Annotated in this window: 25 protein-coding genes; 11 read left to right on the forward strand and 14 right to left on the reverse strand. The window is 60.8% G+C overall.

What is annotated here, in order from left to right; genetic code table 11:
- The first annotated feature begins 187 nt into the window (after positions 1–187).
- From API01S_RS03180 to API01S_RS03200, 5 genes are all read left to right on the forward strand, one after another.
- The gene (locus API01S_RS03180) at positions 188–1,282 is read left to right on the forward strand and encodes a TRAP transporter substrate-binding protein (RefSeq protein WP_061303061.1); all 1,095 of its coding nucleotides are present in this window, start codon (positions 188–190) and stop codon (positions 1,280–1,282) included.
- A gap of 120 nt (positions 1,283–1,402) precedes the next feature.
- Entirely contained in the window at positions 1,403–2,065 is a 663-nt protein-coding gene (locus tag API01S_RS03185; RefSeq protein WP_061303062.1) for a TRAP transporter small permease subunit, read from the forward strand.
- A gap of 2 nt (positions 2,066–2,067) precedes the next feature.
- Positions 2,068–3,729 (forward strand): TRAP transporter large permease, encoded by a 1,662-nt coding sequence (locus API01S_RS03190; RefSeq protein WP_050730192.1) that lies wholly within the window; start codon positions 2,068–2,070, stop codon positions 3,727–3,729.
- A gap of 256 nt (positions 3,730–3,985) precedes the next feature.
- Complete coding sequence (locus API01S_RS03195) at positions 3,986–4,981, forward strand: Bug family tripartite tricarboxylate transporter substrate binding protein (protein ID WP_006220033.1); 996 nt, start codon at positions 3,986–3,988, stop codon at positions 4,979–4,981.
- A gap of 9 nt (positions 4,982–4,990) precedes the next feature.
- Positions 4,991–6,301 (forward strand): acyl-CoA thioester hydrolase/BAAT C-terminal domain-containing protein, encoded by a 1,311-nt coding sequence (locus API01S_RS03200; RefSeq protein WP_061303064.1) that lies wholly within the window; start codon positions 4,991–4,993, stop codon positions 6,299–6,301.
- On the opposite strand, the gene API01S_RS03205 is transcribed toward API01S_RS03200, so the two are convergent.
- From API01S_RS03205 to API01S_RS29470, 5 genes are all read right to left on the reverse strand, one after another.
- A complete protein-coding gene (locus API01S_RS03205) occupies positions 6,288–7,589 on the reverse strand; it encodes a UDP-N-acetylglucosamine 1-carboxyvinyltransferase (RefSeq protein ID WP_061303066.1) in 1,302 nt (433 codons plus the stop codon). The two genes, API01S_RS03200 and API01S_RS03205, sit on opposite strands and share 14 nt — an antisense overlap.
- 126 nt (positions 7,590–7,715) lie before the next feature.
- Positions 7,716–9,815, reverse strand: coding sequence for a DUF4034 domain-containing protein (locus API01S_RS03210; protein ID WP_061303068.1), 2,100 nt, complete (start codon positions 9,813–9,815; stop codon positions 7,716–7,718).
- A 250-nt stretch (positions 9,816–10,065) separates the two neighbouring features.
- Positions 10,066–10,542, reverse strand: coding sequence for a hypothetical protein (locus API01S_RS03215; RefSeq protein WP_061303070.1), 477 nt, complete (start codon positions 10,540–10,542; stop codon positions 10,066–10,068).
- A 40-nt stretch (positions 10,543–10,582) separates the two neighbouring features.
- On the reverse strand, positions 10,583–11,065 hold the full coding sequence (locus tag API01S_RS03220) for a nucleoside deaminase (protein ID WP_050730197.1): 483 nt from the start codon (positions 11,063–11,065) through the stop codon (positions 10,583–10,585).
- Positions 11,066–11,117: 52 nt separating this feature from the next.
- A complete protein-coding gene (locus tag API01S_RS29470; RefSeq protein WP_232294696.1) occupies positions 11,118–11,492 on the reverse strand; it encodes a hypothetical protein in 375 nt (124 codons plus the stop codon).
- Between the two features lie 427 nt (positions 11,493–11,919).
- On the opposite strand from API01S_RS29470, the gene API01S_RS03230 reads away from it, so the two are divergent.
- Complete coding sequence (locus tag API01S_RS03230; RefSeq protein WP_050730198.1) at positions 11,920–12,561, forward strand: glutathione S-transferase family protein; 642 nt, start codon at positions 11,920–11,922, stop codon at positions 12,559–12,561.
- A gap of 133 nt (positions 12,562–12,694) precedes the next feature.
- On the opposite strand, the gene API01S_RS03235 is transcribed toward API01S_RS03230, so the two are convergent.
- The 8 genes from API01S_RS03235 to API01S_RS03275 form a co-directional block, all read right to left on the reverse strand.
- Complete coding sequence (locus tag API01S_RS03235; protein ID WP_061303072.1) at positions 12,695–13,288, reverse strand: BPSL1445 family SYLF domain-containing lipoprotein; 594 nt, start codon at positions 13,286–13,288, stop codon at positions 12,695–12,697.
- A 618-nt stretch (positions 13,289–13,906) separates the two neighbouring features.
- Entirely contained in the window at positions 13,907–14,329 is a 423-nt protein-coding gene (locus tag API01S_RS03245; protein ID WP_061303075.1) for a hypothetical protein, read from the reverse strand.
- 83 nt (positions 14,330–14,412) lie between these two features.
- On the reverse strand, positions 14,413–15,180 hold the full coding sequence (locus API01S_RS03250) for an HpcH/HpaI aldolase family protein (protein WP_061303077.1): 768 nt from the start codon (positions 15,178–15,180) through the stop codon (positions 14,413–14,415).
- Between the two features lie 11 nt (positions 15,181–15,191).
- Positions 15,192–15,974: a 2-oxo-hept-4-ene-1,7-dioate hydratase gene (gene hpaH / locus API01S_RS03255; protein ID WP_050730202.1), complete on the reverse strand. Its 783-nt coding sequence runs from the start codon at positions 15,972–15,974 to the stop codon at positions 15,192–15,194.
- A complete protein-coding gene (locus API01S_RS03260) occupies positions 15,967–16,851 on the reverse strand; it encodes a fumarylacetoacetate hydrolase family protein (RefSeq protein WP_061303078.1) in 885 nt (294 codons plus the stop codon). Before API01S_RS03260 ends, hpaH begins: the two co-directional genes overlap by 8 nt.
- A complete protein-coding gene (locus API01S_RS03265) occupies positions 16,848–17,720 on the reverse strand; it encodes an amidohydrolase family protein (RefSeq protein WP_050730204.1) in 873 nt (290 codons plus the stop codon). The genes API01S_RS03260 and API01S_RS03265 overlap by 4 nt, the downstream gene beginning before the upstream one ends.
- Before the next feature lie 13 nt (positions 17,721–17,733).
- Complete coding sequence (locus API01S_RS03270) at positions 17,734–18,126, reverse strand: RidA family protein (RefSeq protein ID WP_050730205.1); 393 nt, start codon at positions 18,124–18,126, stop codon at positions 17,734–17,736.
- A 174-nt stretch (positions 18,127–18,300) separates the two neighbouring features.
- The gene (locus API01S_RS03275) at positions 18,301–19,269 is read right to left on the reverse strand and encodes a Bug family tripartite tricarboxylate transporter substrate binding protein (protein ID WP_061303081.1); all 969 of its coding nucleotides are present in this window, start codon (positions 19,267–19,269) and stop codon (positions 18,301–18,303) included.
- A 247-nt stretch (positions 19,270–19,516) separates the two neighbouring features.
- Here API01S_RS03275 and API01S_RS03280 point away from each other — a divergent pair, with 247 nt between their 5' ends.
- From API01S_RS03280 to API01S_RS29120, 5 genes are all read left to right on the forward strand, one after another.
- Positions 19,517–20,149 (forward strand): flavin reductase family protein, encoded by a 633-nt coding sequence (locus API01S_RS03280; protein WP_061303083.1) that lies wholly within the window; start codon positions 19,517–19,519, stop codon positions 20,147–20,149.
- Positions 20,146–21,012 (forward strand): IclR family transcriptional regulator, encoded by an 867-nt coding sequence (locus tag API01S_RS03285; RefSeq protein ID WP_084802346.1) that lies wholly within the window; start codon positions 20,146–20,148, stop codon positions 21,010–21,012. Before API01S_RS03280 ends, API01S_RS03285 begins: the two co-directional genes overlap by 4 nt.
- 285 nt (positions 21,013–21,297) lie before the next feature.
- Entirely contained in the window at positions 21,298–21,588 is a 291-nt protein-coding gene (locus API01S_RS29110; protein ID WP_156487050.1) for a hypothetical protein, read from the forward strand.
- A 255-nt stretch (positions 21,589–21,843) separates the two neighbouring features.
- Entirely contained in the window at positions 21,844–22,746 is a 903-nt protein-coding gene (locus tag API01S_RS29115) for a hypothetical protein (protein WP_156487051.1), read from the forward strand.
- 9 nt (positions 22,747–22,755) lie between these two features.
- Positions 22,756–24,852 carry an NACHT domain-containing protein gene (locus API01S_RS29120; RefSeq protein ID WP_156487052.1) on the forward strand — a complete coding sequence of 699 codons (2,097 nt, stop codon included), beginning with the start codon at positions 22,756–22,758 and terminating at the stop codon, positions 24,850–24,852.
- A 1,371-nt stretch (positions 24,853–26,223) separates the two neighbouring features.
- Here the strand turns inward: API01S_RS29120 and API01S_RS29125 are convergent.
- Positions 26,224–26,520: a hypothetical protein gene (locus API01S_RS29125; protein WP_156487053.1), complete on the reverse strand. Its 297-nt coding sequence runs from the start codon at positions 26,518–26,520 to the stop codon at positions 26,224–26,226.
- Between the last annotated feature and the right edge of the window lie 25 nt (positions 26,521–26,545).

A 26,545-nucleotide genomic window follows, 5' to 3' on the forward strand; every position in this document is an offset into this window, starting at 1 on the left:
GCGATGGAGAAAAATTTCACGAAACTTACGGCAAGGGTTTTCCCGCTACGTCCCGCGATTATTTTGCCGATAGCATCGCTCCCAAAATCAAAAAGCGCGACCATTTGTTACCCATGGGATCGCGCGCAGGGGCTCCACCAATTCGCCCCGGCACCAGGAAAAACTTTATCCAAGTTGGGAGACTTGCATGCAACGCCGTTCCTTTTTGAAGAAAGCCACCTTGGGGGCCGCAGCAGGCGGCGCCACCCTGGCGGCGCCCGCCATCGCTCAGGAAGCCCCCACATTGAACTGGCGCCTGGCGTCCAGTTTTCCGCGCAGCGCCGACGCCATTTTCTCTGGCGGTGAAAGCGTCGCCAAATACGTCTCGGAAGCCACGGGCGGCAAGTTTTCGATCCGCGTGTTCCCCGCTGGCGAAATCGTCCCCGCGCTGCAAGTGCTGGACGGCGTGCAAAACGGCACGATCGAATGCGGCCACAGCGCCTCGTACTACTACTACGGCAAGGACCCGGTCCTGAGCTTTGACGCCGCCGTGCCGTTCGGCCTGAACACGCGCCAGATGAATTCGTGGATGCGCCACGGCGACGGCCTCGCGCTGCTGCGCGACGTCTTCAAGACCTACAACATCGTCAACTTCCCCTGCGGCTACACCGGCACGCAGATGGGCGGCTGGTTCCGCAAGGAAATCAAGACGGTCGACGACCTGAAAGGCCTGAAGTTCCGCGTCAGCGCCTTCGCGGGCGCGGTCCTGTCGCGCCTGGGCGTGGTGCCGCAGCAGATCGCCGGCGGTGACATCTACCCGGCGCTGGAAAAGGGCACCATCGATGCGGCCGAATGGATCGGCCCCTACGACGATGAAAAGCTGGGCTTCAACAAAGTGGCCCCGCACTACTACTACCCGGGCTGGTGGGAAGGCACGCTGCAAGTGTCGCTCTACGTCAACCAGGACGCCTACAACAAGCTGCCCAAGCATTACCAGGCCATCCTGGCGCAAGCGTCGGCTGCCGCGACCAACGACATGATCGCCAAGTACGACGCCGAGAACCCCGCCGCGCTGCGCCGCCTGATCGCCCAGGGCGCCAAGCTGCAATCGTTCCCCAAGCCGGTCATGGACGCGTGCTTCGCGGAATCGGTCAAGCTGTACGACGAAATGAGCGCCAAGAATCCGGTATTCAAGAAGGTCTACGAAAGCATGAAGAACTTCCGCGACAACGAACTGCCCTGGTTCCGTGTCGCCGAAGGCAGCTATGACAGCTACATGGGCACGATCAACCGCGGCAAGTAAGCAGCGGCCGATCGCGCCAGCGCGTGGGGATGTGCCGCATCCCCACGCGCTTGCTGGTTTTCTCCTCACTCGGGTTGCACATTGACCGCGCCTCGCCCCGCGCCGGTCCGGATATCCAACATGAATGCCCTATTAGCCCTATCCCGTTTGATCGATGCGATCAACACGGTGGTCGGCCGGTGCGTGACGTGGTTGACGCTGGTCGTCGTCCTGGTCAGCGCCGGCAACGCCATCGTGCGCAAGGTCTTCCAGATCAGCTCCAACGCCTGGCTGGAAATGCAGTGGTACCTGTTCGGCGCCATTTTTCTTCTGGCCGCCGGCTACACGCTGCTGCGCAACGAACACGTGCGCGTGGACGTGCTGTCCTCCCGCCTGCCGCGCCGCAAGCAGATCTACATCGACATCTTTGGCGTCATCTTCTTCCTGATGCCCGCCTGCCTGCTGATCACCTATCTGTCCTGGCCGGTGTTCATGGATTCTTACCTGAGCAACGAGCAGTCGTCCAACACCGGCGGCCTGGTGCGCTGGCCGGTGAAGCTGCTGATACCGGTCGGCTTCGCCTTGCTGGTGCTGGCGGGCCTGTCGCACTTGATCAAGTGCGTGGGTTTCCTGATGGGCAAGTGCCCGGACCCCGGCGCGCGCGCCACCGACATTTCCGCCGAGGAAGCCCTGGCGCTGGAAATCGCCGAAGAGGCGCGCGTGCGTGAAGAACGCGCGCTGGCGGCGCAGGGTGGGCAGGCGCCAGGCGGCGCCCGCGACCAGAACGGACAGGACGGACGCTGACCATGGAATTCTTGACTGCAAACATGGCCCCCATCATGTTCGCCACCTTGGTGGTGTTCCTGCTGATGGGCTTTCCCGTGGCCTTCGCGCTGGCGGCCAACGGCATCCTCTTTGCGTTGATCGGCATCGAACTGGGCCTGCTCAACGCGGCGCTGTTCCAGGCGCTGCCGCAACGCATCTTCGGCATCATCTCCAACGACACCTTGCTGGCGGTGCCATTCTTCACGCTCATGGGGCTGGTGCTTGAACGATCAGGCATGGCGGAAGACCTGCTTGAGACCATCGGCCAATTGTTCGGCACCGTGCGCGGCGGCCTGGCGATTGCGGTGGTGTTCGTGGGTGCGATGCTGGCGGCAACGACTGGCGTGGTGTCGGCCTCGGTGATCTCGATGGGCCTGATCTCGCTGCCCATCATGCTGCGCTACGGCTACGACCGCAGGCTGGCCAGCGGCATCATCGCCGCTTCCGGCACGCTGTCGCAGATCATCCCGCCCTCGCTGGTGCTGATCATCCTGGCCGACCAGCTGGGCCGTTCGATTGGCGACATGTACCGTGGCGCCATCGTGCCCGGCTTCCTGCTGGCGGGCACCTACGTGGTGTTCGTCATCATCAAGTCGTACCTGAAGCCCGATTCGGCGCCCGCGCTGCCCGAAGAGGCGCGTTCGTTCCGCGAAGACAACGGCACGCGCGGCGGACGTTCGCTGCTGGTGCTGATGGTGATCTCGGCGTTGTCCGCGTACTTCGTCGGCCAGTACATCGAAGCCGACACGGCGCCGGTGGACGAGCAGATCGTGCTGTCGCTGCTGATCTGGGGCCTTACCGCCTTCATCATTGCCGGCGTCAACAAGGTCTTCAAGCTCGGCTTGCTGTCGGCCCTGGCCGAACGCGTCACCTTCGTGATGATCCCGCCGCTGTTCCTGATCTTCCTGGTGCTGGGCACCATCTTCATCGGTGTGGCCACGCCGACCGAAGGCGGGGCAATGGGCGCGGTCGGCGCCATCGTCATGGCCTTGATCCGTGGCCGCCTGACGCTGAACCTGATGAAGCAGGCGATGGACACCACCACCAAGCTGTCCACCTTCGTGGTGTTCATCCTGGTGGGCTCCACGGTGTTCGGCCTGACCTTCCGGGGTGTCAACGGCGACCTGTGGGTGGAGCACTTGCTGATCAGCCTGCCGGGCGGCGAGCTGGGCTTCCTGATTGCCGTCAGCGTGCTGACCTTCGTGCTGGCCTTCTTCCTGGACTTCTTCGAACTGGCCTTCATCATCGTGCCGCTGCTGGGGCCCGTGGCCGACAAGCTGGGTATCGACCTGATCTGGTTCGGCGTCCTGCTGGCGGTGAACATGCAGACCTCGTTCATGCATCCGCCGTTCGGCTTCGCGCTGTTCTACTTGAGATCGGTGGCGCCCAAGGACAGGTACAAGGACAAGGTCACGGGCAGGATGATCGAACCGGTCACCACCGGCCAGATCTATCGCGGCTCGATCCCGTTCATCGTCATCCAATTGGCGATGGTGGTGGCCGTGATGGCATTCCCCGGCCTGGTGATGCACTACAAGAGCGACGAAGCCAAGGTGGACGCCAGCAAGGTGAAGATCGAGGTGGATACGTCTTACGGGACCAGCACCTATGGCAGTGACGATCCCGCTGCCGGGTTCAAGTAGCGCGCGCTGAATCAGCGCCAAGACAGGCAAGGCAAGAATGCCGGCAGCGATGCCGGCATTTTTCTTTTGGGGATATCCCTAAATAGCGGTCATTGCGGATTGCATACAAGATACCGGCATTGTGACCGCCGCTGTTCAGCGCGCGGCCTGTACGTCTTTCCCCTTTTTTGCGACCCGCCACGACGCCTTGTCCCAATGCGCGTGGCGACCGCCTGCCTTGCCGCCGCCTCAGTCCCTTGCCCCGCTGGAGAGCCGTATGAATGTGACCCGCCGCCATGCCCTGGGCGCGCTTGCCGCGCTGCCCCTGATGTCCTTGACCTCTCGCCCCGCCTGGGCGCAAAGCACGTTCCCCACGCGTCCCGTGCGCCTGCTGGTGGGTTTCGCCCCGGGCGGCCTGACGGACATTGCGGCCCGCGCCTTGGCCGAGCGCATGGGCAAGACCTTGAAGCAGAACGTGGTCGTGGAAAACCGGCCCGGCGGGCAGGCGATCATCGCCACGGTTGCGGTGGCGCGCGCCGAACCGGACGGCTACACGCTGGGCTTTGCCGGCACCAACGGCATGATCCTGAACCCCTTGCTGTACAACAACTTGCCCTACCAGCAGTCCGATTTCAAGCAGCTGGGTTCCATGGGCAAGTCGCCCATGTTGTTGATCGTCAACCCGTCGCTGGGCGTCAAGAACGTGCAGGAATTCATCGCCCTGGCCAAGAAAAAACCCGGCGACCTGACTTGCGCCCATGCCGGGCGGGGCGTCATCAACCATCTGGCGCTGCTGCATTTCCAATCCAAGACCGGCACGCAGTTTCAGGACGTGCCGTACAAGGGCAGCGGCCCGGCGTTGCTGGACCTGATGGCCGGCACGGTGCAGAGCACGTTCGACTTTCCCACCTCGGCCCTGGCCAACATCAAGTCGGGCAAGTTGCAGGTGCTGGCCGTCACCGCCGACAAGCGCCTGTCCAGCCTGCCCGATGTGCCCACCATGAAAGAGGCGGGCGTCGATGACTTCGAGCTCTACACGCGCATGATGATTTCCGGCCCCGCCGCCATGCCGGCCGATGTGGTCAAGGTGCTTGAGAACGCCGTGCGCGAAGGCACGCGCGACCCCGGCCTGATCCAGCAATTCGCCGATCAGGGCGTGGCGGTGGAGTTCACCTCGTCAGCCGATCTGGACAAGGTGATTGCGGACGAGTCCGCCATGTGGGCGCAGGTCATCAAGGCCAACGGCGTGCCCAAGACCGATCTGAAAGCGTAAGGACGCACCGTGACCGAACAAGCCCGCATTACCGTTACCCCTGAATTCGCATTGATCGACGTTGCGCGTGACATCCGCATCGACGGCTTCGCACCCTATGCGACCATCACCGTCACCGCCAGCATGCAGATGTGCGGCGCGCCGTGGCGATCGCAGGCCGTCTTCGTGGCTGGCCACGACGGCAGCCTGGACCTGGGCCGCGACAGCCCCGTCTCGGGCAGCTACGCAGAACCCTCGGCCATGGGCATCGTGTGGTCGATGGTGTGCGAAGACATGAGCCGCGTCGTGTTCCCGCCTGACCGCACCGAGCCGCTGCTGATCCAGATCGAGGCCACCGATGGCGTGCATAGCGCGTCGGCGCGGCTGGTGCAGGAATTTCTGGAAGAGGGCGTCACGCATCGGTCGGTGCGCGAGCAAGTAGGCGGCATGACGATTTCCGGCGAACTATATACGCCGGCCGGCCCCGGTCCGCACCCGCTCGTCATCTACATGAACGGCTCATCGGGTGGCGTCAACGCGCCCCGCGCCGCGCTGTTCGCCGCGCGCGGCTTCCAATGCCTGGCGCTGGCCATCTTCAACTATGACGGTCGGCCCAAGTACCTGAACGACATGCCGCTGGAATATTTTGAACACGCGCTGCGTTGGGCGCATGCCGAACTGGCGCCGCGCGATGGCTTCGTGGCGCTGTCGGGCATCAGCCGGGGCGGTGAAACGTCGTTGCTGGTGGCCTCGCACTATCCCGAGCTGGTCAGCGCGGTGGCCGCCTATGTGCCGTCGCCCGTCATGCACGGCGTGGTCAGCGCGGGTTCGCCCGGCACCGGCCGCGATGCGCAGGTCTGGACCAAGGCAGGCCAGCCCTTGCCGCATCTTTGGCAAGACAACGCCCACGCTGATTGGGAGGCCGCCTACGCATCCGAGCCGCCTTATCGGCAGACCCACGCCTTCCTGAGCGCGACGCGCGATGCGGCTGCTTTCGAACGCGCCCGCATTCCGGTCGAGAACTACCCCGGCCCCGTCATGCTCATCAGCGCGTCGGACGACGGCTTCTGGCCCAGCACTGCCTATTCGGAAATCGTGATGCGGCAGCGCCAGTCGCACGGCCTGCCGACCTTTCACCACGTCTGCATGGGGGCGGGGCATCACGTGCATTACCCGTATCTGCCGGCCACGCTGATCAGCAAGCCGCATGCGATGTCGGGCTTGCTGCTGGACGCGGGCGGTACACCGGCCGCCAACGCGGCGGGCAATGAGGGGTCGTACCTGGCCGTGCTGGAATTCCTGAACCGCGCGGCCGGTACACCCGGCGCTATTCCTCGCTAGCCCACTCGACCTGCACGCCCAGGCTGCGCAGGTTTTCCACGAACTGCGGATGCGCGCGGCGGATCGGGGTGGCGTTGCGGATTTCCGAGCGCCCCTTGATGCTGCTGGCGACCATGAACAACGCAATCGCCACGCGGATGATGTAGGGGCTTTCAACCACGGCGGGCGTCAGCGGCATGCCGCCAAACGTCACGACACGGTGCGGGTCCGACGAAAACACGTGCGCGCCGAATTTGGACAGCTCGCCCGTCCAGCCCAGCGCGCCGTCGTAGACCTTGTTCCAGAACATCGCGTTGCCTTCGGCGCACACGCCCAGCGCAATGAAAATGGGCAGCAGGTCCACCGGAAAGTACGGCCAGGGCGCGGCCTCGACCTTGGTCAGCACGTTGCTGGTGAAGGGCGTCTGCACCTTCAGCGGCCCCGAGCGCAGCGCGCGCGACCAGCCGTCCTTGTGTTCGATCTGCACGCCGAACTTGGCGAACGTGCGGTCGATCAGCGGGAAGTTGCCCGGCGTGCGGTTGCGCACCACGACGTCGCCGCCCGTGATCGCGCCCAGCGCCAGGAAGGTCGTGATTTCGTGGAAGTCTTCTTCGAACGTGAACTCGCCACCGCCCAGCGGCACGCCGCCGCGCACGGTCAGGCGCGAGGTGCCGATGCCGTCGATATCGGCGCCCATCATCGCCATGAAGCGGCAGAATTCCTGCACGTGCGGTTCAGAGGCGGCGTTGGTCAACGTGGATTCGCCCTGCGCGGCGGCCGCGCACAGCACGAAGTTCTCGGTGGTGGTGACCGACGCGTAATCCAGCCAATGGTGCGTGGCCTTGAGCGGGCCGCTGCTGCGCACGAGCAGCGAGCCGCTGGCGCGTTCCACCTGCCCGCCGAACGAGCGGAAGATGTCCACGTGCGGATCGATCTCGCGCACGCCCAGCGTGCAACCCTTGACGTTGTCTTCCAGCCGCGCCACCCCAAAGCGCGCCAGCAGCGGCGGCACCAGCATGATCGACGAACGCATCTCTTCGGGCAGCCGGTGCACGGCCGCATCGAAGGTGGTGACGCGGTGATGCAGCGCCAGCGTGCGGGTGGACTCGTCCAGCGTCACTTCGCTGCCCAGCGTGCGGAAGATATCGAGAATCTTGCGCACGTCGGTGATATCCGGCACGCCGTGCAGCGTCAGCGGCTGGTCGGTCAGCAGGGTGGCGCACAGGATGGGCAGCACCGCGTTCTTGTTGGCCGAGGGGATGACGCGGCCGCGCAGGGGCGTGCCACCGTGGACGATGAGACTGGACATGGGGAAGGGGCGACAGGCCGGATGGGTAGCGAGAAGTGGCGGTAATTGTACTGTTACGCCCCGCAGCGGCCCCCCCGGCCCGGTGATCAAACGTATCAAACTGCAAATAGGCGTCGCCGCCTGTGCCTACGCCTGATCGGATTCGCCGCCGCCAAAGGTCAGCTCGCGCGCACGCGTGTCCACGCGGGCGCGGTCCTGTTCCATCCGGCGGCGCAGTCGCCATCCGCCAAACCAGCCGCTGTCGTCATTGATCTGCGCGTCAAGCTGTTGCAGGTAGTCGTCACCCGGGGACAGTGCGCGGGCGCGCGCGATCCATACCCGCGCCAGATACGCGTTGGGCTCGCAACCCCGGCCTTCCAGAAAGGCGATGGCGTAGCTGCGCGCGGCCGTTTCGCGGTCGCCGTCATGCTCCTGGTCCCACAGCCAGGGCAACACGTTGTCCAGCGCGGCGCGCTGGTCTGCGTCCGAGCCGCTGTGCATCAGCATCAGCCAGCTCAGGTTGCGCGCGGCCATCGCCCGCATGCGCGAGCCCTGTTCCGCCACCTGCCAATTGTTTTCCAGCCAGGCGCGGTAGGTCTGGTAGTCGTGCGGCGCAATGTCGCCACCGTCGTCGATGGCGGCGTACGCCAGGTTGTTGCGGGCGATGAGGTCGCCCGCCCGGGCCGCGCGGGTCAGCCAGTCGCGCGCGGTGTCGGCGTCGATATGGGCGTATCCGGGATCGATCTTGCCCGCATACAGTTCGCTCAAGGACATCATCGCGTCCGCGCGCTGGCGCTGCGCGCCTTCCTGCCACAGAAAGAGCGCGGCTTGCGGCGAGACGTCGCCCCACAGGTTGCGGCCCAGCTGCGCCAGGTTGAAGTCGCTGTCCGAATGGTCCGGCGCAAAGCCTTGCTCCAGCAGCGCGCCGGTGTCCAGCTCGTTTTCGTCGAGGCCAAACAGCCCGAATTGGCTGCCCGCCGCCGCGAGCAACACGGCTTGCACGTCGTCGCCCCAGCGCGCGCCGCGCAGCAGGATCTGTCGCAACAAGCCTTGCGTATCCGGCATGCCCTTGAACCACAAGCACGCTTGCAACGTGAACAGGACGCCGGGATAAGCCTCGTCCGTCAGGTCCGTATCGGCGGGCGCCAACGCGACGGCCCGCGCCAACAGCGAGTAGGCGTGTTCGAGCAGGGCGGCGTCCCAATGCACCTCGCCGTCTTCATCTACATGGCGCGCGCGCGTCGTTTCGAAGTTGGCGTAGTGGCAGAGCGCCATGGCCTGTCGTTCGGCCGAAATATCCAGCGTCAGCCACTGTTCATAGGCGTCGCGGAACGCCGCGTTGCCTTCGTCATCGTCGGCCTCGGGATAGAAGGCGACATAGCCCAGGTAATCGAATTCCTTGTAGAACCGCAACTCGTCGCGCTGCGATTCGCTCAAGCCCGCGCAGATCGGGCCGTCGATGAAGGCCTGCATCCGTGCGTGGCTGCCGCCCCAGCGCGGGTACAGAAAGTACAGGTAGCTGGTCAGCAGGCCGACATCGTTCGGCCGCAGCGCCAGCGAGGTGCGCAGCCAATAGGTCTTGGAATCTTCCTCGTCGCCCTTGTCGTCCACCAGGCGCGCGGGCAGGCCGGGCGGCAGGGCGTCAGGCAATTCGGCCAGTCCCATATCGCTGTATTCGGTCAGGCGCTGCATCCCTTGTTCCCAGACGGGCGGCGACCAGCTGGCGCGAAGGTCGTCGTGGGAAACCTGCGTGGCGCCGTGCATCAGCGCGGCCAACCAGTCGGGCTCGCCCAGATAGGCGCAGACGCGCATCGTGCGCTGCACGGCCACGACGGGGCGCTCGTGCAGGGCCATCGCGTGCAGAAACGCCGCCACGGCATGGTCGCGCGCCATCATCGCGCCGGCCCATTGGCTGTCGTCAACCACGTCGGCGGTATTGCTGCCACGAATGGCGCCGGCGATGTGTTCCCACTGATTGCCGTAGGCAAGATGCGCATGATAGGAAGCGGGCCGTGCGTGGCGCCAGGCTTGCAGCCGGGCCAGATTGTCGGCGGCGGATCCGCGTGGATCGTTGATCTCGTCCAACATCCAGCGGTACCCGTACGTCTCGCCATCACTGTCCAGCCAGCGCAGCGCGGCCGCGTCCAGCAGGGCATCCAGTTCGTCATACTGGCCGGCGTGGAGCCATTGCCGCAGTTGTGCGCGGCGCGCAATCAGGGTGTCGATCGTGTCGGAAGAGGCAGTCATTCGCTACAGCAGGTGGGTTGCAGGGACGCGAACCCAGGCCGGCAGCGCAGCGCGCATGACGCAGTTTGGGGCCGCACCTGTTTAACAACGGCAGCTTGGCCGTTTAGTTAAGGAGGGAGCGCGTCGGTACGCAGGTTAAGGATGGGCGCGGCCGGCGTGCTGGTTAAGGACGTGGCGCGGCCGGCGTGCTGGTTAAGGACGTGGCGCGGCCGGCGTGCCGGTTAAGGACGGAGCGTATCCCGCGAGCGGGTTAAGGCCGGGGCGCGTCCGGCACGCTGGATGCGGGGTTCTTGCGGACCAGCACGGTGCCCAGAATCGTCAGCGCCGCGCCGCCGCCCAGGTAGGGCAGGCCAAAGATCAGCATCCAGAAGAACAGTGCGGTCTTGGCGTCGTTCGCGGCTTGCGCGTTGGAGGCCACGTCGCCGTGCGTACCCAGGTCCATGGTCAGCAGCGTGGCAGGGATGGTCACCATCAGCGCCACGCCCAGCACCACGCAGCCCCAGCCGATCATCCGCTTCAAGTTCGGTATGCGAGCCAGCAGCACGGCCGCCACGATAGTGATCAGCAACCAGATGCCGGTGCCGACAATCATCATGGTGTCGGAATCGCCGGCGTTGGCCTCTGGCGAGGCGGCCATCAATAGCGGCAGCAGCACGCCGTAGCTGACCTTGCCGATCAGCAGGCCCGAGACGATGCTGACTATCCATTTGACGCTGTTCGACGGCATGCAGGATTCCTTGTTGATGTTGTGTGGCGGCTTGCGGCGTCTACGACTGGCGCCGCAGCTTTTCCTGATGCAGCTGTTTGACCTGCTCGGCGAATTCGTCCACCGGGCCATCGACTTGCACGCCGTCGATGACTTCCTGGATCGACAGCGGCTTCACGCGCGACGGCGCGACGCCCCATTCCTGCATCCACTGCCGGTATTGCTTGGACGAGCTGGCGTAGACGATGCGCCCCAGCCCCACCCAGCCATGCGCGGCGGAACACATGGGGCAATGTTCGCCCGAGGTATACACCGTGCATGCGGCGCGCTCTGCCATCGGCACATGATTGGCGGCCCAGCGGGCAATCTCGAATTCCGGATGCTGCGTGTGATCGCCGCCCGAGACGTGGTTATGGTCTTCAAACAGCACCTCGCCGTTGGCCGACACCAGCACCGACCCAAAGGGTTGGTCGCCGGATTCCAGGGCCTGTCTGGCCAGCGCCACGCAACGCGCCAGATGCTGCTTGTCGTGTTCGTCGATCATGTGAATCTCCCGGTTATTCGTGGTCGCTCCGCGGCCCGCCCGCGCGCGTGAATCAATAATAGATGTCCACGTAATCCGTCAGGCCGCCGCACGCCTCCATCTGCTGCAAACGCCAGTATTTGCGCTTGCCGGTTGCGCGGAACTCATAATCGCCCGTGCGTTCGCAACGGCGGCCCTTGTCCGGCGCGTCCAGAATCATGATCGTGCCGCGAAACGTGAAGCGATCGGCGTCGATCGACACGACTTCACCCTTGATCTTCAAGGTGCCTTCAAAGTTGGCCTGCGTGCCATCGATACGCACGACGTCATTTTCGTCGGTGGCATTCAGCTTGCCGCGCTGCGCCGACCACAACCACTGCAAGGTCACGCCGCTGTTGTTCAACAGGCGTTCATAGGCCGCCTGATTGCGGATTTCGGTCTTGCTCACCGGCGCCAATCCCGCCGCACCCGGTTGCCGTGCGGGCGCCGTATTCGCCGCATTATTCTGCTGCACCGGAGAATGGGCACGGACGCTGTCGCCCTGCGCCGCGATCATCGGCGACGCCGAGACCAGGGCAAGCCCGAATGCCAGGGGAATAATCCGGGAAAGGCGTGATTTGCGGGTGGCGCAAGAGTTGTCGCGAGCAGGCGTCTTATGCATGGTCATCAGTGTTTAGTTATTCGGCAATGGCCGGCCGCCCCGGACGAGGGCGGCCACGGGCGCTTAAATTAGCATGCTGATTGCAATTGGAAATGTCCGAGTCGCGGGGTTATGTATCCATCCGTTAATGCGGTCAGACGCCAGCGGACGGGGCTGCCTCGGGAAGTAAACGGGCGTAGAGTGGCGCAGTCCATCCCGTTTAAAAAGGAATTCCATGCTGACCGTGCATCACCTGGGTAAATCGCAGTCCGAACGCATCGTATGGTTGTGCGAGGAATTGGCCATCCCCTATGAATTGAAGGTGTATGACCGCGACCCGAACACGCGGCTCGCGCCGCCCGAGTACAAGGCACTGCATCCGCTGGGCACCGCCCCGATCATCAGCGATGGCGACATCGTGCTGGCTGAATCAGGCGCCATCGTGCAATACATCCTGAGCCGCTACGGCGAAGGCCGCCTGGTTGTGGACCCATCCGACGCGGCCTATGCCGATTATCTGTATTGGTTCCATTTCGCCAACGGCTCGCTGCAACCCGCGCTGATGCGCTGCATGGTGGTGGCGCGCGCCGAGGTCCCCGCCGACAAACCCATCGCGCAGTTTTCCGATGCGCGGCGTCAGCAGGCGCTGGCTCTAGTCGATAAGCAATTGAGCAAGACGGATTATTTGGCAGGCGACACCCTGACCGCCGCCGACATCATCGCCGTGTTCTCGCTCACGACGATGCGCCTGTTTTTCCCCTACGACTTGTCGCCGTACCCCCACATCCTGGCGTACCTGCAACGCATCGGCGCGCGCGACGCCTATCGCCATGCCATGAAGAAAGGCGACCCGGACATGGCTCCGATGCTGTCGTGACATGAATAAGGCCGGGTGGAACGTAGCGTCCCACCCGGCCTAGTTTCTTCATCGATTTACCTTCGACGGGGCGCGGCAGCCTGAATCAATGTGTGGGCTGCCGCGACATGATGCCCCTGCAACTGAAGCGCCCTTACAGCACCAGCGGCGAAATCTTGTTGCCGTCGACGGACACACCCGCCATCAAACCGCCATTGTTCAAGACAAAGCCCACGATGGGCTGTTGAACGGTGTTGGAATCGATATTGCCGGTGGCGCCCACGTTGGCGACCGCCACGGTGGCATCCGCCCCGATCGTCCAGCCGCTGCTGGCGCGGAACTTGGCCAGCGCATCATCCGTCATGAATAGCAGCACCATGGCCTTGGACTGCGCGCCCGCCTGAAAGCCGATCGAGCCGCCGGTAATGCTGTAGTAGCCCGAGTCCTTCCCGCTGACGCGCAACACGCCGGATCCATGCTGGGCGCCGACGATGAAGCTGGCGCTCAGGACAGCCGGAAACACCAGCACCCCACGCGCGCGTTCCACCAATTGCTTGGATTGCGGGGACGCGGCGTAAAGCTGAGTCAGTGTGGCGTTGGCGGCCGAGTCCAATTCCTGTCGCTTTTCAGCGGCCGACGCTGTGTCCTTTGGACCATTCGTCGTGCAACCCGCAAACAGCACGCTTGCCACCCCCAACGTCACTGCCGCCAGGGTGGTCCTGCGCCAATTTGAAGAGATCGTGTTCATATGCGCTTCCTTTTATCGTTTGCAGACGAGTTCGCGGACGAGGCGCTGCAAGGTTCCTGAAAGACTTCTGGCCACTTACATCGGGATGTCTCCCTGGCAGCAGATTACTCTTGTTGGCCCCGTTAAAGCAGCGTTGTTGTTTCCAGTTCTTAAAAAAACCGGGGCAGGGTGGCGGTTTAACATCGCGCTATGTTCCTGCTTATTCTTCTTTGGATCGTCCTGGCCATCGTGGTCGGCGTCATGGCGGCCGGCCGAGGGCGGCGCGGCATCGGCTGGACGATCCTTGCCTGCCTCATCAGCCCACCGCTGGCTGGTGCATTCCTGCTAGCCCTCCCGGACCACTCGCCCCGCGCCCAGGAGAATGTGGCGCCTGCGTATAGGGAGTGTCCGGAATGTGAAGGCCGGATTTTGAGCGAGGCTCGGGTGTGCCGGCATTGTGGGGTGGGGGTGGAGGATTCTCGGCCCGCTGCGTGATTTCCTTGGCGGGTTTTATCGAGAAATCGAACCAGATCTGGCCAGAATGAAAATATCTGTCGTGTTATCAAGCGCTTAGGTCGGGCCACATTTAGCGCGGTCGGGTCAACTCTGGCCCGATCAGCGTTTCAGCGCAGGAATCGCTCAGTCGGCGGTCCGCCAGGACTTGCGGCGCGACGCCTTCGGCTTGGGCGTCACGCCCATGCGCGCGTCGCGCGCCAAAGCCATCGACACCAGCGTCGACGCCTGCGATTCGAACGCTTCGTCGGTCTGCGGCAGGTACAGCCATTTGCCCAAGGTCGGATGGACCAACAGCCCTGGCACGTCCGCCATCAACGCGGCGTGATGTTCCTGCGACGTGCAGACCATGACCCCATTCCAGGGCGCGTCTCGATCGGCGACGACGAGATACAGCAGGCCGTCCAGATACGCCGCATCGCAGCCGAACATCTTGCGGAGTTGGTAGTTGGCGTCGCGCTCCATCGGCTCCAGCAACCAGGACAGGGAATTGGAGCGAGCGACGCGCGCCTTGCGAGGCGGGGCGAAAGGGTCTGACGATTTACGCATGCCCGCCAGTGTAGGCGGATAGGCGGTGTCGATGGCCGGGGAATGCCATCGTCAACCGAGATCCGCGGCCTCGCGGTCCGCCATCACGTTCCCGCGAATCGTGCCGCCAACTGATCGCAATACCGAACAAGAATCGCGGCATCGACCCCGACAGCCGTGAACATGCTGCCAGCGTCCATGTATCGACGCGCCAGCGTTTCATCGGTGGTCAGCACGCCCGGCGCCTTGCCGGCCGCGCGCACACGACGGATGGCGCTTTCCACTTCGGCGACCACCTTCGGATGCTGCGGCTCGCCCGGATACCCCAGGCTGGCGGCCAGATCCGCCGGGCCGATGAACACGCCATCGACACCATCGACGGCAATGATCGCGTCCAGGTTCTCAAGCGCCTCGCCGGTTTCCGCTTGCACCAGCAGGCAAAGTTCCTCTTCGCATCGGCGCATGTAGTCGGGCACGCGGCCATAGTGCGTCGCGCGCATCGTCCCGCTGACGCCGCGCACGCCACGCGGCGCGTATCGCATGCCGGCCACTGCGCTTTGCGCCTCGGCCGCATTCTGCACATAGGGCAGCAGCAGCGTCTGCGCGCCGATGTCCAGATACTGCTTGATCTGCACCTTGTCGTTCCACGAAGGCCGCACGACCGGGTGGCTGCGGTGAGCGCTGGCCGCCTGCAACTGCGCCATCACGGTCGGCAGCACGACGGGCGTGTGCTCGGTATCCAGCAGCAGCCAGTCAAATCCGCTTGCGGCCACCAATTCAGTGCTGTTTGGATGGCCCAGCGTGACCCACAAGCCGGTCTGGTGACGCTGCGCACGCAGCGCGCGCTTGAACGTATTGATCGGAAGTTCCATGCGCGCGTCCTTTAAGAGAAGTGCACTGAAATGCTGCCCAGCTTGCCGTAATCGGCATGCAGCGTATCGCCGCGCTTGACCGCCACCGTGCGCGTGAACGAGCCGGCCAGCACAATGTGGCCGGCTTCCAGCCCGGTGTCGTGCAGCGCCAGCTTGTTGGCCAGCCACGCGATGCCCAGCGCAGGATGGCCCAGCACCGCCGCCGACACGCCGGACTCTTCGATGACGCCATTCTTCAACAGCAGCGCGCCGACCCAGCGCAGATCGATATCCAGCGGCCGCACCGGCCGGCCGCCCAGCACGATGCCGGCGCAGGCCGCGTTGTCGGCGATGTTGTCCACGATGCGGCGCGGATACTTGCTGCGCCCGTCGATCAGTTCCAGCGCGGGCACGACGTAGTCGGTCGCATCCAGCACATCGAACAGGCTCACGTCAGGCCCGCGCAAGGGCTTGCCCAGCACAAAGGCCAGCTCCACTTCGACGCGCGGCACGATCAGCTTGTCGGTGGGTATCGTCTGCCCGTCTTGAAAGAACATCGTGTCCAGCAGATGCCCATAGTCCGGCTCGTCGATGCCGACCGTGCTTTGCATGGCTTTGGACGTCAGCCCGATCTTGTGGCCGCGCAGCTTGGCGCCCTCGGCAATCTTCTGGTCGATGTTCAGTTGCTGGATGGCATAGGCGTCGGCAATCTCGATACCGGGAAACGCCTCGTCCAACTGCGTGGTGGGTACGCCGCTGCGCTCGGCTTCCAACAATAGGCTTGCCGCGCGGGCGCGATCGTCTTGGTTAAGCATGGGCGTTTCCTTGTGCGGATGCGACGGCCTCGTCGGCCACCGGGTTGGACAGAATGCCGATGCCGCCCACTTCCACTTCGACCACATCGCCGGGCTTCAAAAAGCGCGGCGGCGTAAAGCGCACGCCTGCGCCGATGGGCGTGCCCGTCGAAATCACGTCACCGGGTTTGAGCGTGGTCCAGACTGAGATGTAGCGGATCAGTTCCGCGAACGGGAACATCAGGTTGTCGGTGGCGTCCTGCTGGCGCAGTTCGCCGTTGACGCGCGTGGTCACTGTCAACGGGGCTGCGGGGTCGAACTCGTCGGCCGTCACCATCCACGGCCCCATCGACCCGCTGGCGTCAAAGTTTTTGCCTTGCGTCACGTTGAACTTGCCGTGCTTGAGCCAATCGCGCACCGTGCCTTCGTTCAGGCAGGTCAGGCCCGCGACGTGGCTCCAGGCGTCTTCCGCCGAAATGCGGCGTCCGGCCTTGCCGATCACAATTGCGATCTCGCCTTCGTAATCGAGCTGCTCGGACTCGGGCGGGCGCAGCAGCGGTTCGCCATGGCCCACGAACGAGTCCGGAAAGCGCGGGAACACGCTGGGGTACGCGGGCGGCGCGCTGCCGTCTTTGTATTCCTCGTTGCGATTGCCGTAGTTCACGCCAACGCAGATGATTTTTTCCGGGACGGGGATGGGCGGCAACAGCCGGACGTCCTTCAGGCGATGCGTGGTCGGCAGGGTCTGCGCCAGCTTGGCCAGCGCCGGCAGCGCGTCGGCTTCCAACGCCGCACGCAGGCTGTTGTGACCATGACCGTCCAGCGCCACGATATCTTCCTGACCACGCAGCGCACCAAAATGCGCGCGGCCTTGATACGTAAAACTCAGCAGTTTCATTTCTCGAATCCAAACAGGTGGGCGGGGTTGTCGACCAGAATCTTCTTAAGCGTCGCGGCATCCCCGGCGTAGCGCGCCAACTGGTCCACGAGCTGACCCTCATCGGGCGTGGGCTTGACGGACACCGGATGCGGCCAGTCACTGCCCCAGACGACGCGATCCGGGTTGGCGGCGATCAGCGCTTGAGCCAGCGGCGTCACGTCGTCCCAGGGAGGGCCGTTGCGGGAAATCTTCTCGGTCAAGGACAACATCACCCAAAAATTGCCGCGCGCCAGCAACGATTCCAGCAAGCGGCGAGTCGGATCGGACGCGCCTTGTTGCGGGTCGGCGCGGCCCATGTGATCCAGCAGCACCGGGATGTCCAGCCGCTCGAACTGCGATGCCTGCGCCATCATGCCGTCCGGTTCCGGCTGAAACTTCGCATACCAACCCAGCTCACGAATACGGCCGATGGCCCGATCAAACACGGCCGGCTCCATGCTGATGCCCAGGCCCTGACGCGTGAAACGCGCGCCACGCACGCCGGCATCGTGCAGCTTCTGGATATAGGCATCGTCGCGCTCGGCCAGCACCACCGCATTGGCGCATCCGCGATACGAGGGGCCAGCGGCGGCCAGGCCGTCCAGCACCACCTGGTGGTCCGCGCCGTAGGTCGTGGCCTGCACGATCACGCCGCGCTCGATGCCAAGCAGGCGGTGCAGGGCCAGCGCGGTCTCGATGGTGGCGCTGGGCATCTCGTAGGCGGCGCCGGCGCGCACGGGGTAGCGGTCGGCGGGACCGAACACATGAAACTGGCTGTCGCAGGCAAGCGGCGGCAGGCGCGTGGCCGGGGCGGACGGATGGGGGTTGAAGGCTTGGTATTGCGTCATCGTCTTCGCTCCCTTACTCGCTTGCACCGTCGATCACGGCCACAAAATCGCATTCGATCAGCTTGTCGCCATCCAGATCGGCCTGCATCGTGTGGCGCGCCGGACGGTTCTGCGCATCCGGAAACGCTTGCAGCCACACGGCGTTCAGCGCCGCGCGCTGGCTGCGGTCACGCATCCAGACCGTCATCTTGGCGATGTGATCCAGCGAGCCGCCGCCCGCTTCGACGATGCGGCGCACGTGGTCGAACATCAGCTCGCACTGACGCTCCAGCGACGCGCCGTACGCGCCCGTCGCGGGGTCGGTGCCCTGGATGCTGCCCGAATACAGCATGGATCCGATCCGGCACGCGGCCGGAATGGGGTTCTTATGGCTGAAGCCTTCGGCGTAGATGCTGCGTCTGCTCATGGCGGGTTCCGTGTCGGGGGAAGAGGGGAGAGGCGTCGCGGCGGGGGCCGCGATGCGTTTGTTTTGTTGCGGGCGCTTAGTCAGCGGACTTGCTGGCGTTGAGGGCGATGGACCTGCATCGGGCCGCCTTGCCTTTTGTCTTTGCCTTGGCCGAACCGGGTCGCATCGATGGCATCAATTCGCCGTGATGCCCGCGCGCTTGATGATCGGCGTCCAGCGCGCATCCTCGGCCGCCAGATAGCGCGTGAATTCCTCGGGCGTACTGCCGCGCGCCTCGGCGCCCAGCTCATCAAAGCGTTGAATGATCGTGGGCTGCGCAAAGATCTTGGTCAGCGCCTCGCTCAAGCGCTTCTGCACATCGGGCGGCGTGCCCTTGGGAGCCAGCAGCCCGGTAAACGTGGCCGCCTCCATGCCCTGCACACCCGCTTCCGCAAACGTCGGCACGTCGGGCATCGACGGCACGCGTTTGGGCGTCGTCACCGCCAACGCACGCAAGCGGCCTTCCTTCACATAGGGCAGCGCCACCGAGATCTGATCGAAATTGAAATCCACCTGTCCACCCAGCAGATCGGTCGTGGCCGGCGCGTTGCCCTTGTACTGCGCCGTCGTCCAACGCGCGCCCGTCAATGACTGCAACAGCTCGCTGACCAGATGATTCGTCGTTCCCGCGCCGGGGGAAGCCATGTTCAGCTTGCCGGGCTCTTTCTTAGCCAGCTCAAGCAACTCGGCCAGCGTCTTGGCCGGCAAGCTGGGCTTGACCTGCAACACCAGCGGCGTGTACGACACCGAACTGATCGGCGCAAAGTCCCGATCCCACTTGTACGCATCCCGCTTGAAAATCAGCGGCGAGAACAACAGAGGCCCGTTCGCCGCCATGAACAAGGTGTAGCCATCCGGCTCGGACCGCGCCACCTGCTCGCCGGCAATCATCCCGCCCGCGCCCGGCTTGTTTTCAACGATGAAGGGCTGCCCAAACGCCGCTTGCAAACCCGGCGCAATCAGCCGCGCCGCCACATCCACATTGCCGCCAGGCGGGTAGGGCACGACGATCTTCACCGGCTTCTCGGGCCACGCGGCGTGCGCCATGGAAGTCAGAACGGTCAGCGCCACCGTGGCGCAGGCGCGAAGGGCGTTGCGATGCATGGTTTGTCTCCTGGTCGTGTCATCACGATGTGTTTGTTGTGTTTGACGACACTCTAGAAATTTCCTGGCTGCGGAACAACGCGAATTTCCATAAAAGTTCCGGATGTTGGACTCTTTTGGAAGGTTGTATGGCGTGCGGCTTTTGGGATGGGCGGATTTCGCCGGAGAATTAGCGTAGGCGCTTATTGCGCGCGCGGTTTTATTCATTGTTGAATGTTCAACATCCGGACTACGGAGCCTGACCCCCATGCACTTTCCCGCCAGCGACCTGAACCCCGAACAAACCTACCGCCTGATGAGCGGCATCGTCGTCCCCCGACCCATCGCCTGGATCAGCAGCGTCAACGCCCACGGCGGCGTCAACCTGGCGCCGTTCAGCTGCTACACCTTCGTCTCGAATAAACCGCCCATGATCGGCGTCAACATCGGCCGCAAGGCGGGAGTGCGCAAAGACACGGCGCAAAACATCCTGGCCAATGGCCACTTCGTCGTTAACGTCGGCGATGAAACCCTGCTGGATCCCCTGCACGACAGCGCCCAGGAACACCCACCGGAAATCAGCGAAGTCGACGTGCTGGGTTTAAGCGTGCTGCCCGGTGCGGTAATCGCCACCCCCCGTTTGGCCGCCGCGCCCATCAGTTTGGAATGCCGCTTTCATAGCGTCACCCCGTTTGGTGATACCGGCGCGGAGTTCTTCGTGGGTGAGGTGGTGATGTTTCATATTCGGGATGGGCTGCTGCAAGACGGCAAGATCGATACGGCGTTGCTGCGACCTATCTGCCGCATTGGTGGGCCGAACTATGCCTCGCTGGGCGCCATCGTTACTAAGCGTGGGATTCAGCAGACGCCAAAGTCCGTTATCAAACCGGAGGCAGCGTGAGCGAGGCAGAAGATAAAAGCGCGGCGGGTGCGCAGACGGTTCGTCGGGCGTTGGCGCTATTGCGGCTGATCGCCTGCGGACAAGAGCGGGGTGTGCGATTGGTAGATCTGGAGCGCATGTCTGGATTGAATCGACCGACCGTGCATCGTTTGCTGAAGACATTGGTGCAAGAGGGCGCGGTTGAGCAGGATGTGGAGACGCGGCGGTATTTGATTGGGCAGGAGATCAGTTTGCTGGGATTGGCCAGGACTCGGCGCTTTCCGCTGCTGACCTTGGGGGATCCTTATATGAGCGAGCTGGCCGAGCAGGTGGGGGATACGGTGTTTTTGAGTATTCGACATGGGCACGATTCGATCTGTATTGGTAGAAGGACGGGAAGGCATCCGATACAGGTGCTGTCGATTGAGGTGGGGGTGAGACGGCCGCTGGGGGTGGGCGTGTCGGGGGTGGCGTTGTTGGCGAGTTTGGGGGTGGGGGAGAGTGTGGAGTTGGTAAGAGGGAATGCGGCCAGGTTGGAGGTGATGGGGGAGTGCGTGGAGGATGTGATTGGGCGGGTGGAGGTGGCGCGGAGGGAGGGGATTGCGTATGCGGCGATGGGGTTGATGCCGGGGACTAGTGCGGTGGCGGTGCCGGTGTTGACGGAAGGAGGGGTGGCGCTGGGGGCGATTACGGTGACCGCGATGGCGGAGAGGTTGGGCGTGGGGAGATTGGAGGGGGTGGTGGAGAGGATGAAGGCGGCGGCGGGGGGATTGCGGGGAGGTGGGGGCTGGTGGGGGGGAAGTGAGAGGAAAGCTCGGCGGGTATTGAACACTCGCATATGGACATCCGCCTCGAGAAACGAGCGGCGGGCCGTAGGTCGGTAACGACTTATATATGGCCGCGTGGCCTACGGTTGATATTTGCCATGGATCAATGCTAGTAACTAAGGTAACATTTGGAATCCTTAGCTGACTCTAGCACCCGAAATATTGTTTCAGGGCAACGCGATCCGCATCGATTCGTGAAGCCAAGTTGTCATTTGCGGTTTGTGTGTGCATCAGCTTTGCCAAGCTCGGCGGGCACCATACCGCAATTGCAGCCCAAGCACGGGACAGAAAAATTCGCATCATCGGTCGGGACTCGGGGTAGCGCACACATATGCGTTTCCGATGAAGGGTTTCTATCCTGCAACCTCAGGACAAGATGTCGATATTCCGTATCACTATCGCGGCAGGAGATGTTCTCAACCTTGGCGTTTGCACGACCGTCAAGTTCGCACCCATTTCCCAAGATTCCCGGAGCAAACTGGCGAGAAAATTCATTATTGGTTCTCGCTATCCCAGCCTGAGTTCAATCCCTTCACCCCTGCTAACTCTGCACTCGCGACGCTTGGCGTTGCGGATATGGTCTCAGAGGGCAGTATTTTCGTGAAAAAAGCGGTGTTGAAGATTCCACGATAACGGAATAAATATTTGGAACGGGCCTGACTTTCTGAAGAATTTATTGAAGACGGGGGGCTGGCACGGAAGTGCGGACTTGCTTTAGATTTTTATAATCAGACAGTGAGCGTTATATGCCGATATTGAGGTGGCATTTCGCATAATGAATTCTATTCAATATACAAATTGAAGCGTAAATGCCGTCGCGGTGAATTTTTATTCATGCTTAAGATGGTTATCGAAAAATTTGAGAGAAAATGAAGGAGATAATTTTAAATGGAAGATTTTGAAACTCTCGACCTGCTTGCTCCCACGCTCTCTCAATTTAAGGGGATATCTTCATCTGCTCCCGTAGACGTCCGAGAGTCAATTGCTCTGGTAGATTTCCACCTTCGTCTAATTTATACGCTCTCGATTGCATCCAGCCGACGCCCCCAATGTTCGCCTCTTCGTGTCTCTCAGGTTCCAGGCTTCGGAACGATGTTGGCAGTAGTGCGGCGAGGTGGGAATTCCACAGCCGATACTTCTAATTGGATCAACGAATTAATAATAAATTGGAGCGATGCTGCTGTCAGTGCTATTGATAGATTCAAAGCGCCTCGTTACGGCTCATTTAAAATCCTGCGCGATCGCCTTTCTCATGGGCAACCTTTACCGAATGATCTGGGCCAACTGCAATCGTTACGCGATGCAATTGGTGGGCTAACTTTACAACTGGAAAATTTACTCCGACAGTATTTGTCGGGAACTAGAATTGATATACGCCAAGACCGCCTCTTTCTTCAGAAGCCACGAGACCGTTCGTCCTTTGAGATTTCACCATTTTGGCTGTGGGCGCCCAATGAGTCTGCTATTAATGTATATTCGCATGCTTCCGCTGAAGGGATAAATTACATTGCGTCGGACGGAGATGTCTTCACTGAGAAATCATCAGAGGCAATTGCAAAATTCTTAAAAAATTATGTAAGTAGTGTTGCCGGCAATCAAACGGATCTTGGTCGGCTCGTTCGAGACGTTCTCGCTGATATCGGCGCATATACTGAGGACTACTCTAAACCGAGCTACTTCTTCGGTGACGACGAGGATATTGGGACATTGTTTGTCCCTTGGGTAAAGTCGACGAGCGAGAATAATCAGTCTCGACTGGATAGCTTCCGAATTGGTCCCGACAATCGATGAGAGTGGAGGATGGACAGTAGTAGCCCATGGCGTGGTTACTCGGATTTCCTGAAGCACGTTTCAAACTGGGAGCTTCTTGCAAGGCGGATTGCGATAGGATTGGATAACTTCACTCATGAGCGTGCAGAAGAGGAATCTTCGCGGCTCGGATTTCCAAAATGGGACGCGACTCGCGGCCCCACTCTGATTAAGGAGAAAAAGGATCCTCTCTCTCGTGAAGGTGGTGAGAAGGAGTTTGATCTGGTGGCGCGGATTGACGATTCTTGTCAAAGAATGAAGCCGTCAACTTCAGTATTTTTTATTATTGGGCAAGCTGGTTTAGGCAAGACAGATTTGATGGTTTCTGCGGCAGTAGAACGCGCAAGAAAGATTGAATCCGATCCTGGGTCCCCTCTGCCGTTATATCTTTTTGTATCATCCTCGGGACGAACTTTGTCGAGCCTTGAGGACGCAGTCAATAGCGCGCTAAATATTACAAAACTCTTGTCCAGTCATAGTGCTAAAGCCCTTTGCCGAAATGGATTGCTTGTCTTGCTTGTAGATGGGTTCGATGAGTTGCTTGGCAGCAGCGGTTACGAAAATGCACTGGGGTCTCTAGAGCCTTGGTTTCGAGAGCTCGGCGGGAGAGGGGTCTTGGCAGCTTCTGCGCGGTCCTCCTATTATCTGACTCAATACAGACGTTCGCTTGCACTAGCGACCGACCTTAACGTTGATCACACATTAGTGGAATTGCAGCCTTGGTCTCGGTCTTCCGCGAAGCAATTCCTAGTTGCCATGGGTGTGCAAGAGAACACGCTTTGTGCAATAAAGGAGCGAGAATGGTCAGTACTGAGCGTGCCCTTCTTCGCGAAGGCGTTTGCTGCATGGCTCAAGAATGAAGGGGTGGCTAGCAACTCGCTCCCATCCGTGTACGATATTGTTGTGGCACAGTATCTCACCCGTGAAGCATTGAAGTTGAAAGACCCGAACATTGGCGAACTTTTGACAACGGACGAATTGCGCGAACTTTTTTCAGAAATCGCGGAGTTAATGCAGACATCTAAGAACAGGGAGATCGATCAATCCGAATTGGTTTCTTGTGCAGAGTCCGTTGTTGGCACGTCGTCGCTCGAAGCTGCTCGTCCGGGTCTTACGCGGCGACTATCTTCTCTCTGCGGGTTAGGGGCTACGTCTGATTCGGCTGGGGGGAGTAGTTTCGGCTTCTCACACGAGGTGTTGTTCGACTGCTTTCTGTCGGTGGCGCTCCAGAGGCGGGTGTCAGGGATTATTAATGAAAAATCGCTGCTAGCGTTGCTGGGAGCGACCAAGGTGAATGCAGCCGCTTTCGAGTGGCTATTGGAAAAAAAAGACGGAGCGACTGCGATTTTAAGTGAGAAAATTTCGTTCAGTATTCCGGCCGATCAGGATTCGGCAGTGCTTTCATCGAACTTGGGGTCTTTGTGGTCGGCAATGCTATCGCAGCGGAAAGGGATTCCACCAACCGCTCAAGCCTCTGGATTGCAGATTGAGGCGCTAGAGCTTGCCGGGCATGGATGGACCTCTCTAGACGTTAGCCGGAGTGCTATTTCTCGCCTTGTCTTGCCTGATGCGCAGCATATACGGGTAGATCTTTCGCATTCTGACGTGGGCTACCTCGAGGCACGATCCAACGAATGCGCACGTCGTTGCCTAAAAGGGGTTGAATCAGCGAAGGTGATGAGTGTGCATATTGGTAATCAATTTGAGGATAGCAAGACGAGAGTGCGGGAACTCTTCGAAAACTTAGGACTGGTTTCGCGGACAGTTCGCACCATTAATCAGCAATATCGTGAATCTGCTTCCTACTTCCTAGACCGCCTCGCGCGGCGCCCCGATACTCCGGTAGTGCTATCTCGGGAAGACCTTAGCGCAGATGATGATCGACTCTTATGGATTCAACATGCAGATAGTGATCATTGGCGTTCGTTCGTTGATGCGTTAACAAGGTCTGGCGTAGCGCGGCTGGAACCCTTGACGGCATCGGGCAGGGCGAAAGTGCGAATTGCCTTCAGTCGACCTATCCGATCTTTGCAAGAGCCGGACCCAGAAGATACAGAATCCGCGTTGTTCTGGGATCTTCTTGGATAAACCCCAGTCTTGGCAGCTCCCCGCACATTACGATCGGTAGGTGGCCATCGGCCGCCTGTTGGTTCGAACGGAGTTGCCTTTTATTATTTTCAGTTCAGGGATGGGTGAGCCCCCGAATATTAGCTGATAGTCAGGAACACACTCCACATACTGCGCGGCGACGAAACGTAAGTCACTTGGATTTTATTGAGATTGCCCAAATGGTGCCATCGGGTGGGGGGATCATTTTTTAGCCTAAGGGCAGACCATCATGGCGAGGAGCAGATTTGTAGTCGCAATGCACTCGAATGAAATTGGTCGGAACGACGGCTGATGCCTCGAAAAATCTTGAAAAGTCGAAATTTTCCAATTTGTGAGGCGCGACTAATACTGACCTTTGGTCGTTTCCAAGAAATACGATCGGTCGGTTTGGTGGAACATTGGCACATTCGTTCTTGTGGCTGAAGTCTAGTGCATATGCCATCAAATATACTTTATCGGGTACTCGTGAGTCTGATAGCTGATTAGTTGACCAACCCCAGCCATAATAGAGAATTACGGCTGATACGAATGCGGTAAGTAAAGAATATAATGGAAATTCCTGGTAATTTTTTTCGTTATATCGTGTCCAACACCAATGTGCACCGGTGAATATATGGACCGATAGTAGAAATATCGCTACAACCAGTACGAAGGGGACCAGAAATTTAAGAACAAGAATTGCGGTTGTGAAGATCAGGGTGATGGGGAATGCTGAGGCGTCGACGTGAAATATTTCGTTTATATGTCCACCCGCTTTTCCGCGAGCATACAAAACCAACCCAGAAACTATGATGGAGATCAAGAATTTCGTAATCGTGAAGCTCCAAAGCGACCGTACTACGGCTGAACGCTCTAGCGTGATGCCGACGAACAATGTGCACAGAACTACGGCGCATATTCGAAATGCTAGAGTGTTTTCGCGAGCCCACTCCCAATCACTGCTGGCTGATCGAGTGATTGCCAATATAATTCCAATGACGCCGATTAAGCCCAGTGTCCATGTTAGTTCATACTTCTCCTGATCTCTTTCACGCTCTTTTTTTGCTATCCATTTGCTCAAATCATGATGAATATCTCGAACGTAGTATTTTAGGGATCTCTGGTTTCCTGAGTACCAATCTCTTTCGTTCTCACTTAATTCTCTGCTAATGGTCTCTAAAATTTCTGTCGTTTTTTTCATAATGATCGAAACGGTTGCAAAGTTTATGTGGATTCGTTCACTCTGCGTTTGTGTTGTAAACACTTCGCAGAATAGTGTAGATGACCAACTGCTATGTCGTAGTTTCGGTTTCGCGTGTCCTCACCCGATCACAGCGATCTAGCTGTAGGTGGTTTTTGGATGGGTCGTGCTCAATCTTCAGATCGCATTTCATTAGATCTGGCTTCACCGATTAAGTCTGTCACCAGATCGGAAAAGGGATGGCATAGGCCTTCCACTCCGCCCATCAAAGTCGCCATTACGTCCGCGCTGAATGGCGGTGCACCCGTAGCTCCTGGCTCATTCAAACTATTCCCCACAATCCTCGCAATCGCCCAAATCCCCTGGCAAGCGCGCTCCATCTTCCTCAAATCACTTACCCGCACAACAGCAAACTCCGGATCATCCGGCGCAGCCCAGCGGTCATAAGTAAAGGGGTGATCATCCATAGCAGCCTCTTTTGTCGTTAGACCC

Origin of the sequence: Achromobacter piechaudii NBRC 102461 (assembly GCF_001571245.1) — a bacterium.
GTDB lineage: Bacteria > Pseudomonadota > Gammaproteobacteria > Burkholderiales > Burkholderiaceae_B > Achromobacter > Achromobacter piechaudii.

What these genes read in the sequence shown, in the direction of transcription:
- API01S_RS03235 (WP_061303072.1), bottom strand. Translation starts at nt 13,288, where the DNA reads ATGAACACGATCTCTTCAAATTGGCGCAGGACCACCCTGGCGGCAGTG.
- API01S_RS03185 (WP_061303062.1), top strand. Translation starts at nt 1,403, where the DNA reads ATGAATGCCCTATTAGCCCTATCCCGTTTGATCGATGCGATCAACACG.
- API01S_RS03265 (WP_050730204.1), bottom strand. Translation starts at nt 17,720, where the DNA reads ATGACGCAATACCAAGCCTTCAACCCCCATCCGTCCGCCCCGGCCACG.
- API01S_RS03275 (WP_061303081.1), bottom strand. Translation starts at nt 19,269, where the DNA reads ATGCATCGCAACGCCCTTCGCGCCTGCGCCACGGTGGCGCTGACCGTT.
- API01S_RS03245 (WP_061303075.1), bottom strand. Translation starts at nt 14,329, where the DNA reads ATGCGTAAATCGTCAGACCCTTTCGCCCCGCCTCGCAAGGCGCGCGTC.
- API01S_RS03180 (WP_061303061.1), top strand. Translation starts at nt 188, where the DNA reads ATGCAACGCCGTTCCTTTTTGAAGAAAGCCACCTTGGGGGCCGCAGCA.
- API01S_RS03270 (WP_050730205.1), bottom strand. Translation starts at nt 18,126, where the DNA reads ATGAGCAGACGCAGCATCTACGCCGAAGGCTTCAGCCATAAGAACCCC.
- API01S_RS03215 (WP_061303070.1), bottom strand. Translation starts at nt 10,542, where the DNA reads ATGCCGTCGAACAGCGTCAAATGGATAGTCAGCATCGTCTCGGGCCTG.
- API01S_RS29110 (WP_156487050.1), top strand. Translation starts at nt 21,298, where the DNA reads ATGAAGGGTTTCTATCCTGCAACCTCAGGACAAGATGTCGATATTCCG.
- API01S_RS29115 (WP_156487051.1), top strand. Translation starts at nt 21,844, where the DNA reads ATGGAAGATTTTGAAACTCTCGACCTGCTTGCTCCCACGCTCTCTCAA.
- API01S_RS29125 (WP_156487053.1), bottom strand. Translation starts at nt 26,520, where the DNA reads ATGGATGATCACCCCTTTACTTATGACCGCTGGGCTGCGCCGGATGAT.
- API01S_RS29120 (WP_156487052.1), top strand. Translation starts at nt 22,756, where the DNA reads ATGGACAGTAGTAGCCCATGGCGTGGTTACTCGGATTTCCTGAAGCAC.
- API01S_RS03230 (WP_050730198.1), top strand. Translation starts at nt 11,920, where the DNA reads ATGCTGACCGTGCATCACCTGGGTAAATCGCAGTCCGAACGCATCGTA.
- API01S_RS03195 (WP_006220033.1), top strand. Translation starts at nt 3,986, where the DNA reads ATGAATGTGACCCGCCGCCATGCCCTGGGCGCGCTTGCCGCGCTGCCC.
- API01S_RS03260 (WP_061303078.1), bottom strand. Translation starts at nt 16,851, where the DNA reads ATGAAACTGCTGAGTTTTACGTATCAAGGCCGCGCGCATTTTGGTGCG.
- API01S_RS03205 (WP_061303066.1), bottom strand. Translation starts at nt 7,589, where the DNA reads ATGTCCAGTCTCATCGTCCACGGTGGCACGCCCCTGCGCGGCCGCGTC.
- API01S_RS03250 (WP_061303077.1), bottom strand. Translation starts at nt 15,180, where the DNA reads ATGGAACTTCCGATCAATACGTTCAAGCGCGCGCTGCGTGCGCAGCGT.
- API01S_RS03220 (WP_050730197.1), bottom strand. Translation starts at nt 11,065, where the DNA reads ATGATCGACGAACACGACAAGCAGCATCTGGCGCGTTGCGTGGCGCTG.
- API01S_RS03210 (WP_061303068.1), bottom strand. Translation starts at nt 9,815, where the DNA reads ATGACTGCCTCTTCCGACACGATCGACACCCTGATTGCGCGCCGCGCA.
- API01S_RS03190 (WP_050730192.1), top strand. Translation starts at nt 2,068, where the DNA reads ATGGAATTCTTGACTGCAAACATGGCCCCCATCATGTTCGCCACCTTG.
- hpaH (WP_050730202.1), bottom strand. Translation starts at nt 15,974, where the DNA reads ATGCTTAACCAAGACGATCGCGCCCGCGCGGCAAGCCTATTGTTGGAA.
- API01S_RS03280 (WP_061303083.1), top strand. Translation starts at nt 19,517, where the DNA reads ATGCACTTTCCCGCCAGCGACCTGAACCCCGAACAAACCTACCGCCTG.